This is a genomic window from Streptomyces sp. IBSBF 3136, assembly GCF_036815105.1.
GTDB lineage: Bacteria > Actinomycetota > Actinomycetes > Streptomycetales > Streptomycetaceae > Streptomyces.
The window spans coordinates 1-19,727 of the sequence record NZ_JAJSZC010000053.1; the positions used below are offsets into that span (position 1 = coordinate 1).

General features: G+C 68.3%; 10 protein-coding genes. 3 read left to right on the forward strand and 7 right to left on the reverse strand.

Features of this window, described 5'->3' with window-relative positions:
- Window positions 1–168 precede the first annotated feature (168 nt).
- Genes V7E45_RS14255 through V7E45_RS14270 form a run of 4 tightly spaced genes read right to left on the reverse strand, consistent with a single transcriptional unit; the run spans window position 169 to window position 11,931 of the window.
- Window positions 169–2,031 carry a DUF1998 domain-containing protein gene (locus V7E45_RS14255; RefSeq protein WP_333774508.1) on the reverse strand — a complete coding sequence of 621 codons (1,863 nt, stop codon included), beginning with the start codon at window positions 2,029–2,031 and terminating at the stop codon, window positions 169–171.
- On the reverse strand, window positions 2,028–5,282 hold the full coding sequence (locus V7E45_RS14260) for a helicase-related protein (RefSeq protein ID WP_333774509.1): 3,255 nt from the start codon (window positions 5,280–5,282) through the stop codon (window positions 2,028–2,030). The genes V7E45_RS14255 and V7E45_RS14260 overlap by 4 nt, the downstream gene beginning before the upstream one ends.
- Window positions 5,270–7,183 carry an ATP-dependent helicase gene (locus tag V7E45_RS14265; protein ID WP_333774510.1) on the reverse strand — a complete coding sequence of 638 codons (1,914 nt, stop codon included), beginning with the start codon at window positions 7,181–7,183 and terminating at the stop codon, window positions 5,270–5,272. The genes V7E45_RS14260 and V7E45_RS14265 overlap by 13 nt, the downstream gene beginning before the upstream one ends.
- A complete protein-coding gene (locus V7E45_RS14270) occupies window positions 7,180–11,931 on the reverse strand; it encodes a DEAD/DEAH box helicase (protein WP_333774511.1) in 4,752 nt (1,583 codons plus the stop codon). Before V7E45_RS14270 ends, V7E45_RS14265 begins: the two co-directional genes overlap by 4 nt.
- A 706-nt stretch (window positions 11,932–12,637) precedes the next feature.
- Between V7E45_RS14270 and V7E45_RS14275 the strand changes: the two genes are divergently transcribed.
- From V7E45_RS14275 to V7E45_RS14285, 3 genes are read left to right on the forward strand one after another with little or no spacing between them, the layout of a single operon-like run.
- Window positions 12,638–14,785 (forward strand): helix-turn-helix transcriptional regulator, encoded by a 2,148-nt coding sequence (locus V7E45_RS14275; RefSeq protein ID WP_333774531.1) that lies wholly within the window; start codon window positions 12,638–12,640, stop codon window positions 14,783–14,785.
- A 3-nt stretch (window positions 14,786–14,788) separates the two neighbouring features.
- Entirely contained in the window at window positions 14,789–15,784 is a 996-nt protein-coding gene (locus V7E45_RS14280) for a hypothetical protein (protein WP_333774512.1), read from the forward strand.
- On the forward strand, window positions 15,781–16,659 hold the full coding sequence (locus V7E45_RS14285; RefSeq protein ID WP_333774513.1) for a DUF6339 family protein: 879 nt from the start codon (window positions 15,781–15,783) through the stop codon (window positions 16,657–16,659). Before V7E45_RS14280 ends, V7E45_RS14285 begins: the two co-directional genes overlap by 4 nt.
- 15 nt (window positions 16,660–16,674) lie before the next feature.
- On the opposite strand, the gene V7E45_RS14290 is transcribed toward V7E45_RS14285, so the two are convergent.
- From V7E45_RS14290 to V7E45_RS14300, 3 genes are all read right to left on the reverse strand, one after another.
- Window positions 16,675–18,132, reverse strand: coding sequence for a DNA cytosine methyltransferase (locus V7E45_RS14290; RefSeq protein WP_333774514.1), 1,458 nt, complete (start codon window positions 18,130–18,132; stop codon window positions 16,675–16,677).
- 77 nt (window positions 18,133–18,209) lie between these two features.
- Window positions 18,210–19,247 carry a DNA cytosine methyltransferase gene (locus V7E45_RS14295; RefSeq protein ID WP_333774515.1) on the reverse strand — a complete coding sequence of 346 codons (1,038 nt, stop codon included), beginning with the start codon at window positions 19,245–19,247 and terminating at the stop codon, window positions 18,210–18,212.
- Complete coding sequence (locus V7E45_RS14300; RefSeq protein ID WP_333774532.1) at window positions 19,240–19,686, reverse strand: very short patch repair endonuclease; 447 nt, start codon at window positions 19,684–19,686, stop codon at window positions 19,240–19,242. The genes V7E45_RS14295 and V7E45_RS14300 overlap by 8 nt, the downstream gene beginning before the upstream one ends.
- Window positions 19,687–19,727 lie beyond the last annotated feature (41 nt).

Genomic DNA, 19,727 nt, shown 5'->3' on the forward strand with positions numbered 1-19,727 from the left:
ACCCCACCCCCACCCGAACCCCCACGCCGGCAAGTCACACCATGGGAAGGGGCGGGAAGGGCAGGAGGACTGACCTCCGAGCGGCAGGTGCCGCGCCGGTCGCCGACGTTCCCGGGAGCAGGTGGTGCAGGGCTCCGATCCACGCCGGCGCACCGCGGCCGCTGGACCTCAGTGATTCAGTACATCTCCGAAGAAGCCCACGTGCGCATCATCCGGGGTGCCTACGAGAAGGGCGCGGTCCAACAAGATGTTGTTGTGTTCACAGCTCGTCTCCGGCAGCATCACGCAGGCGTGGCAGGCGGCGAGATTGGTTCCGCCGGTTCCGGACACCTCCGTCTCCATGCAGAGAGGGTCCGAGGAGCACCACTCGGCTCGACGGACGGCCGAACGAATCGTGCGACGGAGAAGTTCCGGTTCGCCTTGAGCGACGAGACCGCCGAGGCTGCCCGCCGAGTCGCTCGTCGCCGTGTAGACGAGCACTCCCGCCATGTCGTCAGCGGTGTAGAGGCGCTCTCGCAGGGCAGCGGCCGGGTAGCCCGCCTCAAGACTCCACTCGTTGATGAGAATGTGCGCCAGAGTGTGCAGCAGTACCATACGCGGGGTGACGGGAGAGGGGACGGCTTGGCTCGCGTCGCCGGCCCGCTGGTCGAGCACCCGTTGGTGCGCGGTCCGTATCCGCTCCGTTCGGGCCGCCACCGCCGTGGCCTTTTCCCAAGGGCCGAGACGGTCCTCGTCCAGGCGGAGGAAGACGCCTTCTCCGCGCACTTCCATGGCCGGGAGCCAGCGCATGGAAGAGTCGGAGAGGGGCATCTCCTTCGATTCGGTGGTCGAATCGGGATCGGCGAGCCGGGTGAACGCCTTCAGGGCGCGCACCTCGCGCAGCTTCTTGACCAGCATCGGGTTGGTGACGCCCAGTGGAGCGAGCACACTCTGATCGCCCAAAGGGGTCTCGCAGACGAATTGCTCGTCGTGGGAGTGCTCGCTCTCGTCGTTGCCCGAACGGAGACGCTCGTACTCCTTGTTGCGCAGCGCGCGGTAGCGGTGGTCGAAAGTGGGGGCCGCCTCACCGTCGGGATCCTCCTCGCGCTCCGCGTCGAGCAGCGCCATCACCTCGTCGAGTGGGAGGGGGCACTGCCCTTTGAAAACACCTTTGAGGTAGATCTCGACGTGCTCGCGGTTGTCGTACTCGCGCAGCGCGTCCCAGTGCTCGGCGAGCGGATCGGCGCGGCCGTCACTCCACGGCGGGATGGAGAGCGCCGACTTCAGCACCGGCTGCCACACGGCAGAAGAACCGCGCTGAAGGGTGCGCAGAGGGAGTCCGCACCCCTTCGTCGAGGCTGACGCGCCGAGCCATGGGCGGGTGCCTTGGCACTTGAGCCCCAGGTCCTTGAGCGCGTTTCTCCGGAAGGAGCCCTCCATCGAGACCTGCGGAGCCCGTTCACAAGTGCAGGAGACGAGGATCGAGCGGAGCGAGGAGGTACGCCCGGATGATCGCAGCCGGAGCTGTCCGTCGCATCGATCGGTGGTCGTGGCTCCACGCTCGACCGAGCGGTGGACCCAGTGCCAGTAAGGGAATTCGTCGAGGTGCCCGGCCTCGCACGCGACGACGAAGCGGGAAGGCACGAGGTCGACCTCGCATGTGCCACAGACGCTCTTCCCTGCCGGTGGATTGAAGTCTCGGTGACGCTGGAGCTCGGTGCACTCGGGGCAGGAGTGCATCAAAGGGAAGCGCCGTACCCGCATGCCGTCCTTGCTGTCGTCGTCGGACGCGGGAGGCAGGCGGAAGTGACTGACGTCGAGCAGGCGGGCCAGACGCCGTTCATGGATGCGTGGGGCCTCGTCGGACCTCCAACTGTCCTCGGCCTTGTCCAAACCCGAGACGATGAAGGATTCGTTGTCGACAGCGATGAGCGACCCGACGCCGTACGTGGTGATGGCCTGCGCACGGCGGACCGCACCCCGTCGGGGCAGGTTGTGGGCGGGGACGCCGCCTTCGGCCGTGCGACGTCGACGGGCAGGGGGCGGGGTCATCGGTTTCCTTCCATGAACAGGGCGGACTCGGCGTCCACATCGCGCAGGCTCCACAGCGTGGACCATGCCTCGGCGTCCTCGGACTCGTCGTCGTACGCCTTCAGCAGCGACGGGGCACGATCGCCCTTTCGGGGCTCGAAGAGCAGGCCGCTGTGAACGTCGGCCTCGTCGCACCACCAGTCGACGAACTCGTCGAAGGCGTCGGACACCGCGCCTGCCTCCGCCGGGGTGACGGCGCGGACGCGACGCATAAGGATGTCCTTCACCTCGTTCCGGAGAGTGCCTTCGTACGACTCGACCTTGCCGGCGCTCTCATTGGGGCGGGCGCCCGGGATCAAGATGCGGGCGAGAGCGACGATCACCGCGTGCAGGCCTCTTTCGCGGGCGCGGGCGGAGAACGGCGTGACGGATGTGGACTCGACCTCACGGTAGAGCGCCGAGTGGAAGTGTTGGAAGCTTTCGTAGTGAGACCGATCCCGGGATCGGGAGGAGTTGAGCATGACAGCGACCAGACCGGGATGCGCGCGACCGACCCGGCTGGTCGCCTGGATGTATTCGGCCGTCGTCTGCGGCTGGCCCATCACGGCCATGAGGCCGAGGCGGTCCACGTCCACGCCCACGGCGATCATGTTGGTGGCCAGGAGGACGTCCACGGTGTCTTCGTCGGGCAGCCTCTTCTCGATGCCCTTCAGCCGGGTCGGGATCTCGCTGGCGTCGACGCGGCTGGTCAGCTCCGAGTAGTTGGCGACCGAACGGACGGCCACGCCCTCGCGCTCGGCCAGCAGTTCAAGGTAGGCCACCACGTCGTCGTGCACCTGGAGTTCGGCCGCGGAGAGCAACCGGAGGCTGTTGAAGTACCCGACAAGGCTCCAGTACGCGTCGCGCACCTCGTCCTTGGTTTCCGCGTGCTTGGCCCGGTGCAACAAGGTGGCGTATGTGCGGATCAGCAGGGTGGACTGGCTCGTGCCGGGAGCCAGGAGACCGACGTATCGGCGGCTGGCCTTCTCCTCGCGAGGTGTCTCCACGGCGAACCACGAATCGCGGGCGTCCAGGCCGGCGGGCGGAAACTGTCGCACCTCGCGGGCGAAGAGGTGGCGGCCCTGATCAGCGGCGCGACGGATGGTCGCGGTGGAGGCGATCACCTTGGGCCGTCCGGCCAGAGCGTCCACGGCGGTCTCGTAGAGGCCGGTGAGGGTTCCCAGCGGGCCGGAGATCAGATGGAGTTCGTCCTGGACGATCAGGTCCGGGGGCGGCGTGCGGTCGTTCGGGTCATCGAGGTTGAAGAGAGCCGAGGTCGCCGGGCGCCACGGCATCGAGGCGAACTTGTCGACCGTGGCGATCACCAACGTCGGTCGGGCGTCGTACACCGCCTCGTCGATCAGATGGACGGGCAGGCCGTCGGTGAAGTCGCATTCCGTGCCGGGGCAGCGGACGTACATCCGCTTGGCCTCCTCGACGGCGTCGTAGTCGCGCGCGTCGAGTCGGGTCCCGCACCAGGGGCAGGCGTGCAGTTGAACGGGATTCTCCTTGGCGAGCCGCTTGTCGAGGTTCTTGCGCAGCTCGTCGAGCTTCTCGTCGGCCTTGGCCACCGTGTTGGGAGTGGCGGAGCGGCCCACCCACATGCCGACGGAGAACTCCTCATGGCCCAGCTCGGGCGTGCGGCGTCGCATGCGCTCCATGGCACAGAGCAAGATCGCCGCTCGCTCGAACTGCTGGAGGGTGAGCAGCCGTAGCGTGTAGCGCATGAGCACGGTGACACCACCGCCGTCCACGCCTTTGCGGATGCGTCGCAGGAACGACGTGAGGGCGATCAGACCGAGATAGGCCTCCGTCTTGCCACCACCGGTCGGGAACCACAGCAGGTCGGAAATGTTGCGATCATTGTGTTCAGGGTCATCGATGCCGGCCAGGCAGAGCAGCAGGAACGCGATCTGGAAGGGACGCCAGCAGCCGGTGGCCGGGTCGGGGGCACCAGCGCGTCCGTTCTTCACCCAGGCGCTGCGGGCGCGCTGATCGGCCATGGCGCGGTTGGCCAGTCGGAACGCCCTCAGCAGATCGGGTTTGGTCCGCAAGAGTTCGATGCCTTCACGGATGCGGCGGAGCGCCTCGCGACAGGCCCGTACCTGCTCGTGCGCGGCCTTCTCGTGGTTGCTGCCCGTCAGGGCCCCCGCCTCGACCGCCTTGCGGTCGATCCACCGCTCGTAACCCGAGGCGAGTGCTTCCAGGGCGGCCAGGACTTCGGCGTCGGGCCTTTCCGCCAGTCCGAGCATGGACAACGCCGACGTGTCGATCTCCGGGTTGGAATCGGTGAGCAGCACCTCCACGGACGGTACGAACTGGCTGCGGATTTCGGGAACGGCTGCCTTGTCGATGTCGGTCACACCGATCGGCGGCGGGGCCCAGTCCCACTCCGCCGAGCAGCCGTGCCCGACGGCGAAGGTCGGGGCGTGGCGATGCAGCAGTCGGCTCGTGGCGATCTCGGGATCGTGGGCGGTGGACGGCGCCGAGCGCTCGACGAACGCTGTGGAGCCGTCGGCGGCGCGTACGGTCAGACCGCACTGGAACAGGGAGAAGGCATCCTGGAGGTCGTACTTGCCGACCCTGTTCTCGTTGACCAGCGTCACCGTGATGGTGACCGTACCGGAGGTCCTGTGGGGCCGCCGGACGGTGATGCGCAGTCCGACCCCTCCGTGCAGGCTCTCCCGCTCGTCGCCGACCGGCCTGGTGACGTCGATCCGGTGATCCGGGAGATCGAGTTCCACGCGCCGCCAGTGTTCCTGCTGGTCGGAGGTGGTGCGAGCCTCGGCGCGGCGCGGCTCGACAGGGTTGCCGTCGACGTCGGTGGGCTTGTACACGGCAGCGCGTGCCGAAACCACGATCGTGGTGCTTATGGAGGGGGCCACCGCGAAGGTCAGACCCATAGAGGACGGACGACGATCCCCTGCCCTGCCCAGCTCCTGCTCGGTGCCCGATTCTTCGACGTCGTCGCGGGCCAACAGCGGTGCGGCATCCAGACCGTCCTGGGCGGCGGTTTCCTCCTTCTTCCGCTCCTCCGCCTCCTTGTCCGCCGCCCGCGGGTACAACACGCCGGTCAGGTAGCGGTCGATCGGCGCGTCCTGGGTCAGGATCTCGTCCCGATCCTCCGGCTCGGCGTCCTCGGCGGGACCCAGGAGCTCGCGGCGGAGACCCACCAGGAGTTCCTCGTCCCGGACCCGGTAGTGCTCTGAGTGTCGGCTTGTCACGTGCGCCATGCGCCCTGCTCCTCGTCGTTGTCGGCCCGCCGGAACCTTCCGACGCCGGTGATCCTGGGAACGATCCACACGCCTCGATCACCCAGCCCCGCGTTGGCCCCGGCAGCGGTGCTGCCCGTCACGGTCTCCAGGGCGTCGATCCGCGGACCGTGGATCTCGTCGGGCCACCATGGGTCCCACGTCCTGCTCACCTTCTGCACCTGGTACAGCCCCTCGCGGAACTGCCGCGACGCCTCGCCGATCTCCCGCCCGTCGTGCATCAGGGCGTACGGCGGGCTCTGCGTCTCGCCCATCGGCAGGTCGTGGCGCTTGCGCAGCACCACCGGCTGCCCGGGGCCGACCCGTTCCAGGAGGTAGGTCTGGGTGGCGGCGGCGTCACCGTGGTGGCCGGGCGGGTCGTCCCGGTCCACGTCGCCGGCCTCGGCGACGATGCCGAACCGGTCGTGAGACCGCCAGCCACCGATGTAGCGCCGGCCGTCGCCCCGCTTTCCGGCTCGTCTGAACTGCGGCAGCTCGGGGGGCTCCACGTAGTACAGGTCGTGGCGGGCGCGCGTCATCGCCACGTAGAGGGCACGGGCCTCGGCAGGGAGATCCAGCTCGTCCTTGTGTCGTCTGTGCAGTTCCGCGACGGTCGGCGGGGTCAGCACGATCACCCGGTCGAACTCCAGGCCCTTGGCCCGGTGCACGGTGGAGACGATGATCCGGGCGGTCTCCGGGTCGGACGCCTCGTCGGGGAACCTGCCTTCGGCGATCGCGCGGCGCAATCGGTCCAGATCGATCACGTCCCGTCCGGGTCCGCGAGCGACCCGACGCAGCGTGGTCCACAGGGTGGACGCGTGCGGCTGGAAGGGCAGGGGGATCTCCGCGAGCAGCGAGCGGAACCGGTCCACGGTGAGCCCGGTCGCCTCGGTGCGGCGTAGCAACTCGGCGACCCAGTACGGAACCGGGCGCTCTTCGAGCGGACGCCTCAACCGGTGTTCGACACCGCGACCGTGCAGCAACTCGGAGACCACCAGCGCCTCCCGGTTGTCGCGGGTGAGGACCGCGCAGGTGTCGGGGGAGTCGCGCAGACCGGCCAGGGCGAACTCGTCGGCGAGGTCACCCATGGCGTTCGCCGGGCTCAGGAGCAGGTCACGAAGCTCCTCGTAGAGGGTGCCGGCTTCCTCCGGGTCGGCGAGCTGCTGGAGGCGCGGGCCGTGCGCCAGGGCAACCCGAGCCTCCGGCGTGGTGGCCCGGAAGTTGCCCGTGAGTCGCAGCTCCACCAGATCGTCGGGGTACGAACAGCGCAGCCAGTCGAAGAACCGACCGATCTCGTCGACGCGTTCGCGAGGGTCCGCGATCTGGAAGCCGTAGACGGACTGCGCGGCGTCCCCGACGACGGTGAAGCCGCAGCTGTCCTGGTACCGGTCGAGCAGTGCCTCGACCAGCTCGCGGCGCGCGCCCAGCAGGTCCTGCACCTCGTCGATCACGACATGTGCGGGCGGGGTGGCGTCGCCGATCTCCAGCGCGCCCTTCTCGACAGCGTGGGCAGCGGCGGTGATCCGCTCGTCGAAGCCGGTCCCCTTCCAGTCACTGTCCGGATGCGCCCGGCTGAGCACGCCGTACGCCCAGGCGTCGAAGGTCTGGGCGCGCACCCGGCGGGCCCGATCCCCGTGTCGGGCTATGCGCTCGCGCAGTTCGCGGGCGGCAGCCCGGGAAAAGGTGAGCACCAGGATGTCCGCGGCCTCCAGCGCCTCGTCGGGATCCTCGTGACCGCACAGTGCGTCGAGCCTCCGCACCAGGGTGTGCGTCTTGCCCGCCCCGGCTCCGGCGGTGACCAGGACCCGCGCGTCCCAGGGCTGCTCCACCACTGCCCGCTGCTCGTCCGTGAGCGGAGGACTGTCCAGGTAGACGTCGGTCACTTGCGGCTCCAGAGATGCTCGAACTGGGTGAAGGCGAGCTGGGTGTCGAAGTTGTCGATGTTGTCGCTGACGTTGAGGATCAGACAGACGGGCTTGCCACCGTTCTTCGGGCCGCGCAGGCCCCTACCGATCATCTGCTGGTAGACGTTGGTGCTGTAGACCGGACGGGCCACGACCACGACGCGGGTGGCGGGCGCGTCGAACCCCTGTGTCAGGACCCCGTAGTTGGTGAGGACCCGGATGCGCCCCTCGCGGAAGTCCTCGATGCGGCGACGTCGGTCCTGAGCGCTGGTGGTCGAGTCCACGGCGGCGGCGGTGACACCCCGGTCGTTCAGCAGGGCGGCCAAGGAGTTGGCATGGTCCACGGAGGTGGCGAAGAGAAGGGTCGGCCAGTCGTCGTCGAGGCCGGCCACCGCATCGACGATGCGGCGGCTGCGGGCGTGGTCCTCCACCAGGCGTTGCTCCGCGGAGCGCGAAAGCATGGCCATGCGCTCGGCCTGCGCCTTCTCGTCACTGTCCAGCACGATGCTGCCACCTTCCAAGGTGCGGTGCTCGACCTGCGCGAGCATCCCCCACTCCTGAAGGTCCCGATAGGGGTCGCCGGAGGGGAAGACCCCTTCGTCCAGGCGCCGCCGACCGAAGCGGCCGACGAGGCGGTTGGTCTCCTCCTCGTTCGTGTTGCGGAACGGAGTGGCCGTCAGGCCGAGCAGATGGCGTCGGGTCTCGTACTGGGTGAGCCCCAGCTGCGCCAGGATCTCGGTGTAGCGGCGTGATATCGCGGTGTGGGCCTCGTCCACGATCACCAAGGAGGCCTCCCGCAGCCATGCGTACGGGTCGGTGTCCAGGCACCGTTCCAGCTTGGCGTCCGTGGCCACGACCAGGTGCGGGTGTTCCTCGACGTTGCCGACCTCGTTGCTGCTCCACAGCCGACTGATGGTGAGAGGACGCTCCGCGCCCACCTTGCTCCACACGAACTTCCAGCTCTGTACCGCCTGTTCGCACAGCTCCTCGGTCTGCCCGATCCACAGCAGTGGACCCTGCAGCTTTCCCACTCGCTTCACCCAGCGGATCACTGCCTCCGCAGTGACACGCGTCTTACCGGCACCGGTGGGCAGGGACAGCATGGCGCGCTGCGGGGCCAATCGGTCGAGCAGCGTGGTGATATTGCGGACCAGGTCTTCCTGGTAGTCATGAAGTCGCGGAAAGTCCCGTGGTCCCTCGACGGTCTCGAAGGGGGGCGGTGACGGTGTCCGGGAGCCGGCAAAGGAGACCGGCAGCCCGAGGCTCGACACGAAAGTGACTGCGGCCGACGAACCTCCGTACCCGACAGGGGCATGGGGGAACCTGGCCTGGATGTCCCGGGCGTGGTGCTGGAGCACCCGGTCGCCTCGCGCGTTGAAGGCCATCTGCGCGATCCGGTGCGCGGACGGTTCCGCGCCACCGGTCACCTCCAGCTCGGCCGCCATCAACCCTTCGGGGAGACCGGACCGCAGGGCCTCCGCGCCGATCAGCAGCTCGATCTTGGTGACGACGTCGTCCGCGTCGCGTACGGCCTTCAGCGCCGCCTTGGTCCTGCTGTCCCGCGCCATCCGCTCCTGGTTCTCCAGCACCAGCCGGCAGCCGGCCGGGCCCAGTCCCAGCTTCAACTCCCTGTCGATCAGGAAGAGCATCGGTTCGGGTTCCAGCGGTATGCGTACCTTGACCGTGGTGCCTTGGCGCACCGCGTCCAACGGGCGGGTCCTCGCGGCGTTCGGTGTGCGGATCACCTCTTCGAGTTCCTTGCACCGCAGCACCGTGCTGTTGCGATTTCCGCTGTTGAGACGCTGTCGCAGGGCGGGATACAGCTCCACGAGCGGAACCGGGTCACCGTCCGGAACCTCGCGGGTCTCCCGGGTGATGGCGTCGGCGTAGCGCTTCATGCCCCACTTCTCGATCATCAATTCCGCGTCCTCGGAGGACGTCACGAGGAGGGCTGGAAGCTGCTCCGCACGCAGTGCCCGATACTCGGTCGGTCCGACGGCGACGGTGATCTCCTCGTCGGGGCGGGTGCCCCAGGTCTCGCCGACCCGGCAGCGGGTCAACGAGTCTTCGGGAAAGTCCGCGCCGAACCGGGTGAGCATCACGTAGGTGTTGCCGACGAAGAGGTCGTCCTCGCTCCCCGTCACCTCCGAGAGGAGGTTCTCCCAGCGTTCGGCGGGAACCTCCTCGACCGTGGTGGGAAGGCGCAGCTTGCGGGCCTTCTCGGGGGAGATGTCGGCGACCGGCAACACGTCGCGGTAGGCGGCGAGCTGGGGTCCGACCGCTTCGCCCAGGGACTTGATCCCTTGGGAGGTGGCGACGGCCCCGTACTTCCTGAGCATCCAGCGGATCGGTGACATGACGGCCTGTCGGGTGCTCGACTGCGCACCGACCTGACGCGTCCAGTTGTCCACCACCGCGTCGTCCGGCAGTGCCTTCAGGAAGGCCGCACGGGACTCCTGCGAGAGCGACCGGAACAGGTGCAGGGGGCCACCGATCGCGGAGCCCTCCACCTTCATGCGGTTGAGGGCAGGGCGCGGAGCCCGCTGGTCCAGGCTTCGCAGGTAAGACGCGTGGACGGCTTCCCGGTACTCCTCGAACCAGTCCTCGCCCTCCGGACGCACCGAGCTGGACGGACGCTCGCGCAAGCCGATCTCGCGGAAGAAGGCGAGGTCGTCGGAGTGGAACCCCGTGTCGACGGCTATGCTCGGGTCGCGTTCCGCGTCGACGACCGCACCCGGCAGCATGCAGTCGCGCACCGGGCGGAACCTCCCGTCCGCCGTCCGCACGCGCAGAGTCTCGCGGGCGTTCGGAACGTGCTGGAGCACGGTGTGGGTCAGTCGGCGTCCACCGGCCTGACGGAACAGGTCCCAGAAGCGCTCCCATTCGGTGGTTCCGTAGCCGTCGAAACCCTGGTCCAGGACGCTGATGAACCGCCCTTCGACATCAGCCTCGCGGATGCCGAGGAGGTTGAGCGCGGAGGCGAGTTCGGCATCCCGCGCGATCTCGCCGACCACGTACACCAGGGACTCGCGCAGTCCGTCCTCGTCGGCGCGGCGATACACCTGACCGGCAACGGGAGGGACGAGGCCGTGCTCCTCGGTGAGCACGATCTTGGCCTTGCGGGCCTCCTCGGCATACGCCGAACCGGACTTGACCATGTCGGCGAGGATGCGGATCGCCGTCGCGGACGCCTCGGCGGTGCCGCACTCGACCAGCGCCTCCAGCCATGTGCGAACGTCGGCCCGTTTGTGGCCGGCCGCACCGAGAATGTGCTCGACCTTGCCCGCCCGCAGGGCGTCGGCCTCGGCGTTCGGATGCAACCAGTTCGAGGGTCGGCCGGGGGACTCGTGCCACATCCGCAACCAGCGGGTGCTGCGCTCCTTGTCGAGGCGTGGCGGGACGCGCAGCTCGGTGGGGACACACAGCACACCTTGCTGGTCGGGCAGTGACGGACGGACCGCCGCCCGCTCCCAGATCTCCCGGGTCAGGAACTCGTCGGCCCAGCTGATCGCCTCCTTCACACGGCCCGGCAGCAGCGGGAGGTACGCGGCGGGGTCCTCGGCAGGGGCCAGGCCGGGCAAGGATCCGACGACCAGGGACGCCGAAACCTTGATCATTTCCTCATTGAACGCGGAGGAATCGAGCAGGTTCTGGCGGTCCTCGTTGGTCTTCCAGGCGCCGTTGAGGATGCCGCTCAGGGACATCTCGTACTTGGTGGGGAAGAAGGACCAGAAGCGCCCCCGCCCCCGCGACTGCGGACTGACGTGGAGCCCGGTCTTCTCGTCCTTCTCCAGCGCGGGCACCGCCCATGCGAGGTCGAGGGCGAGGCGGTCGTGCAGTTCGCCGGCGTCGGCCCGGGCCGCGGGACCCGGCTCGTGCGTGGTGGAGAAGACCCGCCAGTGTGTGCTGACGGTCGGCCTGCCCGTCCGCCCTTCCACCACGGTGTGCAGGTTCCCGGAGCGCTCGCTCGTCAGTACACGCCGGACGGCCGGGCGGGGCCGGCGGTCTTCGAGGACGACCCTGGCCACGTGCGGGGAGAGCAACTGGAAGCCCAGCGGGAACTCCTCGCGGGCCGCCCCGGCGGTCGTCCGTCCGCCGTGCATGTCCAGCGCCAACTTCCCGGCGGCGCCGGGAAGCAACGGCAGACGGACGACGGTCGTGGCCCAACCCAGCAACTCGTCGAGGACAGGGTCCTCGGCACGCTCGCTGTTCGCGTCGAGAGGACGCGCCATGCGCAGCACCGGTGCGTCGAACCGCTTGCCCAGGCGTTCCTGTACGCCCGGCACCGAGCGGATCCGCTCGTACGCCCACTCGCGATCGAAGGCGAAGGAGCCGGACGTGCTGAAGAATTGCGGAGCATCGGTGACCACCAGGACGGACTTCACGCCTACACCGAAGCGGCCGATCTGCCCGCCGCGCTTGCGTGACATGCTCATACGCAAGATGGTCTCGGCACCTTCGGGGCTCACCGGAGCGCCTTCGTTGGCGCAGTAGAGGTGTGTGTCGGTGAGGACCACCTGGACGGATCCCCCTGGTTCGGCAGCGATCTCGTCCGCGGCGTTCTGTACGAGTTCGAAGAGCTGGCGGTCGCCGTATCCGCCCTGAGTGATCCGCCGTTCACTGTTGGCGTGTTCCGGAATGAGGCCGGGATCGACCTCATAGGTCTGCAATACGCGAGCGGACTGTTCGACCACGGTATGGATGACCGGGGAGGCGGTGGACGACACTGCTTTCTGCTCCTGTAGGACGAGGGGTGGGAAAGGAACACGTCGGGCGGTCCCGCACAGGGATCCGGCGTGAGCGGTTCTCCTGGTGAGGGGAGGACCCGGCAGGTCATGGGGGGTGAGTGCTTGGCGAGGTGGCAGCTGTCCTCGCTGATCCCGGGACACCGTTCGAGGTGAAGAGAGCGTGATTCCCATTGCGTAAAGGCGCGGAATCACGCTCGTGATGGTATGGCTCCACGCCCCTATTGGGCTTTTCCGTGAGTGTGTCCTACCTCTGCCATCGGTCGCACCAGCCGATTCACGCGCCCCGCTGCATCCCTTTCGCGACGGATCTCGTGGAGGAGGGACTGAGGGTATGGCTCACCCATGGCCGCATGGGTAGCCATGATGTGGCTGTGCCAGGCGAGACGGCTGTTCCGACGGTGTGACTGTAGGGCGATCTTGTTCGCCCGCACCACCCCGATTCGCGGACCTGCACAAGCGGAATGCTGGCTCCCATAGGGGGGCGTGCGTGGGCGGCTTCCTCAGGGGCTCGCGGAGCCATCGAGTCGCTGACACAAGGGTCGATACCGGGCTATCTGGTATCTATCGGCCGCTGATTCGTTCCGGAAAGCGTTACCGACTGTCGTCAAGCGCCAGTTGACGCCCACTCACTTGTCAAATTAGCCTGCTCACGTCCGTGGGGCGCAATGGAGGGGTGGGTGGTCACGTGGAGACCGGCGAGGAGTTCGGGCCCTGGCTGTCCCGTCAGCTCGCGCTCGCGGGAAAGACGCAAGCGGAGTTGGCGGAGGAACTGGGGTTGACCCGGGCCGCGGTCTCGGCGTGGATCACCAAACGCTCGGTCCCGCGTCCGACCGTCATGGGTGAGATCGCCAAGGCACTCGGCACGGACCTGGGCACCGTGCACACCAGGACCGCCGACACGCAGGCCGGCCTTCCCATCACCTGGTATCACCGTCCCGGTTATCAGGACGGGGGGCGCGACGGCGGAAACGCGGCGGCCTTCGCCTTCGACGCGGATGTCCAAGTGCTCGCGCGCGAGACCTGTCAGAACAGCCTCGACGAGCGTCTCGTGGAGAACGGTCGTCCGGTCCGTGTGCGTTACACCATCCACGAACTCACCGGCGAGACACTGGAAGCGTTCCGCTCCGCCGTCCTCTGGGACGAACTGCAGCCTCACTACTCGGCGGTCTCCGCATGCGCCTCCGATCAGAAGGTGGGGCGGGTCGTGGACGCCGGTGTGCGCGACATGTTCGAGAAGGGGCGTCTGATCCTCCTCCGGATCGACGACTACAACGCTTCCGGCCTCACAGGCGACGACTACGGCGACGGCAAGTTCGCAGCTGTCGTCCGCCGGCAGCTGGAGAGCCTCAAGTCAGGTCGTGGCGCGGGCGGTTCCTACGGTCTCGGCAAGGCGACGCTCTGGGCGACCAGCGCGCTCGGCATGGTGCTGATCAACTCGACGCTCTCCGTCCCGCACGAGGGTCGTACCGAACGTCGTGTCATCGGGCGACTGGAACTTCCGTGGCGCTCCGTCGACGGCAACCAGTACGCGGGCCCTGCCTGGTTGGGGCGGCCTGATCCCGAGACGGCCGGTGCCGAAGTGGTTCGTTCCTGGTGGGCGGACGAGGAGACGGTCGAGCGCCTGCACCTCACCCGTGAGAGCGACGAACCGGGCACCTCCTTCCTGATCGTCGGCGCTCACGACGTGGCGAGCCTGGAGCAGGGCAAGCCGGACTCGAGCGACGACGAGGACGAGAACGGGAGCGACGGCGACGGAACCCGTGACATCCGTGCCATGCATCGACGCCTGGTCGATGCGCTGGGCCGGGACTTCTGGGCGGCCATGACCGGAGGCGGCAGCAGACTCCCGCTGTTGGAGACCTCGGTCCGGACACTGCGCAATGGCGCGGTGGTCATCGAGGAGGAGAAGGTCGATCCCACCGACACCCAGCCCTCGCGTACCCGGGCGTTGCGCGCTTTCTACGACGGGTCGACCGTGGACCGGCTCACCGAGGCCGGTCAGGTGGCGCTCCGCACGGTCCCGCTCAGGCTGCCTCTGTCCGGAGGACGCCGTGGCACGCTCGGTACGCACCCGGGAGTGCTCCTGGTCACGGAGGCGGAGGACAAGGACGGCGTGCCGAACCAGGTCCATTCGTTGCGTGGGAACCGGATGACCATCAAGAAGTCCGGTGTCGCAGGGCTGCCACTGGGCGTCAATTCTTTCCAGGCGGTTCTCCTGGTGGGGCACGCGGCCGGAGAGTCGGCGCCCTTCGCCGAGGAGGCCGAGGAGTTCCTGCGTGCCGCCGAACCGCCCGAGCACGATCGCTGGGGGCAGACCGAGGAACTGACCCTCCGCTGGTCGCACAGCGCGCACCATCGCATCGCCAGGTTGACGACCGAGGTCAACGCCGCAGTGAAGGAACTGGTCGTCCGACCGAAACGTCCGGGAGCGCAGGAGAGCTCCAAACTCCGCAAAAAACTCACCGTGCAACCCAAGAGCACCGTCGTCAGGCGTGGGTCCGGGCCGTCTCTGCCCGAGTTGGACGGGCTCGACGCCGCGATCGGCACGGACGGGGAGTGGAAGATCACCGCCGACGTGAAACTGCCACGGGCCGAGGAACTGCCCGCCATGACCCCCGTGGTCCTCCTCGACGTCCGGTCCGGCAGTCGCCCCCGGCTCGACTGGGCGGACCTCGTCGCTGTGGAAGGTTGTGAGGTCGAGAACGGTGTACTCCGCTTCGTCCCGGGTGCCCGCCGAGCCACCTTCAGGGGTTCCACGGACCCCACCAGTCATCCCGTCCGTACCGAACTCACGCGACTGGTTCTCGAACTCCGTGCCGGCACAGGGGAGTGAGGCATGAAGTTCTATCCGTACAAGCGACTGAACCGTCCGATCGTCCTGAGGGTGATCTCGGCCTCCCTCAAGTTGCCCGACGGCAGTCGCGATCATCTGGACACCTCCGCGTACTCCGTTCCCCAGCGGACCGTGGCCCTGGGTGTGGCGCAGCGCGAGGACTGGGTCTCGGCCAGGATCGGCCTGTCCGCCACTCTCCCCCCCGGCGCCACCGATCCCGACGCCCCGTGGACCGATCTACGGGTCCTGGCGGTGCTCACCGACGGTGACACCAATGTGCGTACCACCGTCGACCTGCGGCAGGACACACCCGAGAGCAAGGAGTGGTCCGGTGAGATGGAGGTGCTGCGGGACGACCATGTGGGACGTGCCGACCTCGCTGTCCACGCCGTCGCCACGGTCGACGGCGTACCGGGCAGGTCGATCACCGAATCCGACGGTGACTGGACCGTCGACGTCGTCGCGGAAGAGCCGCTCGGTGGCCTGCGCCTCGACGTGAAGCAAGCGAGTTTCTCCAGGAGCGCCCGGGAGTGGCTGCGTCCCTACGCCGACGCCCCCTGGGTCGTCGATGCCTCGGGCCGGGTGCCGCTGGTGATGATCAACACCGATGTCGAAGGATTCTCCGATCTCCTCGGCGGCGAGAGCGGGGGGATCGAGAACAAGGTGCACGAACTGCTCGTCTCGCAGATGGCCACCGACGTGTGGACCGCGGTGTTCCACAGCGCCGTGGGTGACCTGGAGGTCGAACCGGACGGCTCGCCCGTCTTCCCCGCCGACTGGCGAGGGGAAGTGCTGCGGGAGATGCTCCCCGACGTGGTGCCGGGCCTTCGCGTCGAGGAGGCGCTCCGCCAGGTCCACCGCCGTCGGACCGGCGACGCGGGGTGGGTGGAGCTGCAGACCCGCATCCACTACGCCGCTGTGCGCCGGGCCGGTGCGAGCAAGTCGCTCGCCAACGTCTTGCGGGCCCTCCAGCAGATGAACCGAGAGGACAGCGCGTGATCGAGAAGCCCCATCACCTTCCCGAGCGGCTGGGTCTGGTCTCCGCCGCGGCCGCCGACCCCTTCCTGACCGAGGACCTGCTCAGAGGGGTGCAGGTGCACGGAGGTGTCGACCTGGCCAAAGTCGTCGAACCCCTGCCGGAGGACGATGCTCGGTGGACGGCAGAACCCCTCAGGGACCTGGTGGACGACGCGATGCACCAGTTCAGGAACAACCGGACGGACGCCGACGGCTGGCTGGCTCCCCGCCTGCACGCGTCCCTGCGTCTCACCCGGCGGGAAGCCGCGGACAAGAGGATGTGGAACCATCTCGCGCTCGCCGTCGCGCCGGATTACGTTGCCTGGCGTCATGCCCCGGCGCCGGCCTCGGGACGGAGCGAACTTCGCATCAACCCGGCCCGCTTCAAGGGTGCAGCGGACCGGCAGTGCTTCTCACGCCTGTGGTGGGCGGCGGAGATGTTCCGCAACGGCGACGACTACGCACCCGTGGTGACGGCCTGCTCCAACCAGGACCTCATCCACAACGCGCTGCGCATGGACCTGGTCGATCATCGACCGACGGCTCAGGCCCTGGTGCGGATCCTGCTACGAGGTGTGGCCGGCACCGGCCGCGAGATCAACGGCTTGATGGCGGCGATCAACACAGCCGGCGCAACGTTGGTGTACGACGCGCTCGGCCCCGACGAGCCGCGGGACCCGGCGGCGCTCCATCAGTGGATCGCGGAAGCCGAGTCCGCGCCGCCGGTGCCGCGTCACGACCTGCCCGTCGGACCCGACGAGGACCCGGTCCCGGAGAAGTCGGTGACGGCGCTCACCGATCACTTCCTGGAACTCTTCGAGACGGCCCCGGTCAGGGGACGGGTGCCGCAGGCCTGACCGGGATGGGAGGGGTCATCGGCCGGTGAGTGGGTGGCCCTCCCACTGCCCGTGCTCACGCACCTGCACGGGTTCACCCGGCTGCCATGCCTCCAGATCCGCGACGGCCTGCTCCAACCTGGCGCGGGCCGCCTCATCGGTCAGCTCCGGTTCGAGCACGTGTCGCAGCACGTGCAGGGCGAGCCGGGGCGGTACGGCGTTGCCGATCTGCTGCGACTGGTCCTTGCCGCTCCAGGGATATGCGACGGGGAACGTCTGGAGCACACCCGCCTCGGCGAGGGTGAAACGGTCGCACTCACCGGGAAGGTCTGTGTCCGTGCCCTTGTGGACCAGCCGGTTGCGCGACACCTTGCCGGTGATGGTCGCGGACGGGACGTCGTGGTCACGCCGGCCGCGCGCACCGGGGTCGCCGCCGGTCCCGTAGTTGGAGACGACGGTGAAGGCGGGGCGGTCCGGCAGATGGGGCGCGATGCTCCGCGCCTTCTTGAGAGCTGACTCCATGGACACCCAAGCCGCTTTGGGCGGCCCGTCGGGGGTCTCCTCCTCGGTGTTCAACGGGAGTGTGTCCGCCTGGCCCGCCATGGACGATCCGGTGGGAAGGGCCCGAGGGCGGTAGCGCTCGTGGGTCTCGGCCAGCTCGGGGATGTCGATATCGCCCATCCGAGCCATGAGCACCGCTCGCTTGCGCGTCTGTGGGACCCCGAACGCCTCGGTGAACATCAACTGCGTGTGCGTTCGATATCCGAGGGTGTCGAGCACCTCGGCGTACTTCTCCCACACCGGCATCACGGCGGGAACCTGCTCCAGGACGATTGCCTGATAGGGCTCCAGTCCCGGGCGTCGGCTCCGCTCGATCACCCACCACAGTGGTTGGAGGACCAACCCCGTCCGTTCGTCTCCCAACTTCTCGAGCCTGGCCTTGAGGTCGTTCAGCCTGACCCCCAGGGCGCTGTACTCCTCGATCAGCTGCCTGAGATCGTCGTCCTCGAGATCGAGTTCTCTTGAGGCCCTGAGCGTCTTCAGGATGCTCGCGATCTCTTGCCGAGAGCTGCCGCGCTCCTGGAGGCTCTTCTTGATCGCCCTGCGTTCCACCGAACGGAGGGCCTCGACCTCACGCTTCTCGGCCTTGATCGTTTTCGCCTCGGCGGCTTTTTCCTCCAGCTCCGCGGAGATCTCCCGCCAGACGCGGGACGCGTTGTCCCACCCCGCTCCGTCCGTGCTCACGGCGGAGTGCAGGCGCTCGATGTACTGCAACACGTCGTCCAGCGCCCTGCGACCGGCGCCGTGCCCGGCCACGGTGAAGGTCTGGCAGGGAGGCCCCCCGGTCAAGACCTGGGCACGCGGGAAGTCGGCCGCCGAGTAGTCCCGCACATCCCCCCGGAACGTCTCCATCCCCGCGGCGCTGCGCGTGGCGCACGCATCCTCGTCCCACTCGATGCCGGTGACCTGGTAACCCAGGACATCCGCGGCCACATCCAGCCCACCGGGCCCCGCAAACAGATCCACTATGCGGAAACTCACAGGTCGGGCATCTTTCTTCTCGATGTGGCTCATGGGCGTGAAGTGTAGCCGGCGCCGTGAGGTGCGTACGGCTCGTCTTCGCGACGAGCAGGGTCGGAACGCAGGGCGATCGCGATGGCGGTGCCGAGCGCTTCAGCCACCGGTGGAGGAGTGGCATGACCGATCTGTCTGTACCGAGCCGTCTTGCGTCCCGTGATGTGCCACTCCGGAAGGAACGACTGAAGGAGGGCCGCCTGGTCCACCGTGATCTTGATCATCTGCGACGGATCGTCCGAGCGCGGCCACTCGTAGTCCGCCCCTGGCACCTCGTCCGCCATCGCCCCCGCGTTGACCCCCATCCGTGCCCAGGCCCGCTTCGTGCCGGAGGGGCCGAGGTCCGCACCGCCGCGATTGTCCGAGCCGCCGACCAGAGTGGGAGCGACGGCCGAGGCTTGGGCCGCCCAGGTCTCGGCGTCGCGCCAACCTCGGGCCTTCATGGATCGGACCAGTGCCCGACCGACCGGGACGTGCTGGTCCACCGTCGGCTCGGGCGGAGCGAAGCCGGGAAACCACTCCGCTTTGAGAGCGACGAGGATGCCCTGCCGACGCTCCTGTGGCACGCCGAAGTCGGCCGCGTTCAACACGAACCAGTGCAACCGGTAGCCGAGGTGCACGAGTTCCTTCTGGACGAAGTCACGAATGTCGGCGTACGCCGGCGACTCGACGAGGGCCGGCAGGTTCTCCAGCGCCAGGGCCCGCGGCTGGATGGAGTGGACCAGGTAGATCGTGGCAGTGAGAAGTCGGAGTTCCAAGTCGCTGTCCGCGCGTCCCACCGCGGCTGAGGCCTTGACCCGGGGCAGGCCCGCCGACAGCAGGTCGACGTCGAAGACCTCCGGGTGCTCGTCCGGAAGGAACTCGACCAGATCCTCACAGACCACATTCCAGTCCGGCCGATTGGCCAGGAGCGTCTCGCACGCCTGGCGCTTGTCGTCGAGCAGAAGGACCGGTGAGAAGCCCGCCCTCTCCAACCCGGACGCCAGGCCGCCCGCACCCGCGCAGACATCCACGAAACCCAGCCGGTCAGTCATTCGCCGCCCCCTCGCCCTGCACCCGGTCCGACGGCTGCGTCACTCCCCTCGGACGCTTCCGGCCCTCTTTCTCCAGGTCGACCGCAGCCCGCACCGCCGCTGCCACCTCGTCGGGCGGTACGTGCTCCCAGAACCGCAGTACGGTCCAGCCCGCGGCGACGAGATGCTCGGTCGTCTCCCGATCACGGGCCATGTTCCGCTCCAGCTTGCTGCGCCACCAGTCCGCATTCGCCTTCGGATGCGTGGCGTGCTGAGGGCAGCCGTGCCAGAAGCAGCCGTCGATGAGGACCGCGACCCTGGCCCGAGGGAACGCCACGTCGATGCGCCGCCGAGGCATGCCCGGCACGGGATACTCCACGCGGTAGCGCAACCCTGCCGCGTGCAGAAGGCGCCGCACGGCCAGTTCGACCCCGGTGTCCTTGCTCGCCTGCCTGCTCATGCGGGCCGAGACGCCGGGAGAGGAAGGTGTCATGCTGTTCA

Bases quoted from the DNA above. Each gene is read 5' to 3' on its own strand.
- V7E45_RS14255 (WP_333774508.1), bottom strand. From the start codon at position 2,031: ATGACCCCGCCCCCTGCCCGTCGACGTCGCACGGCCGAAGGCGGCGTC.
- V7E45_RS14260 (WP_333774509.1), bottom strand. From the start codon at position 5,282: ATGGCGCACGTGACAAGCCGACACTCAGAGCACTACCGGGTCCGGGAC.
- V7E45_RS14280 (WP_333774512.1), top strand. From the start codon at position 14,789: ATGAAGTTCTATCCGTACAAGCGACTGAACCGTCCGATCGTCCTGAGG.
- V7E45_RS14295 (WP_333774515.1), bottom strand. From the start codon at position 19,247: ATGACTGACCGGCTGGGTTTCGTGGATGTCTGCGCGGGTGCGGGCGGC.
- V7E45_RS14300 (WP_333774532.1), bottom strand. From the start codon at position 19,686: ATGAGCAGGCAGGCGAGCAAGGACACCGGGGTCGAACTGGCCGTGCGG.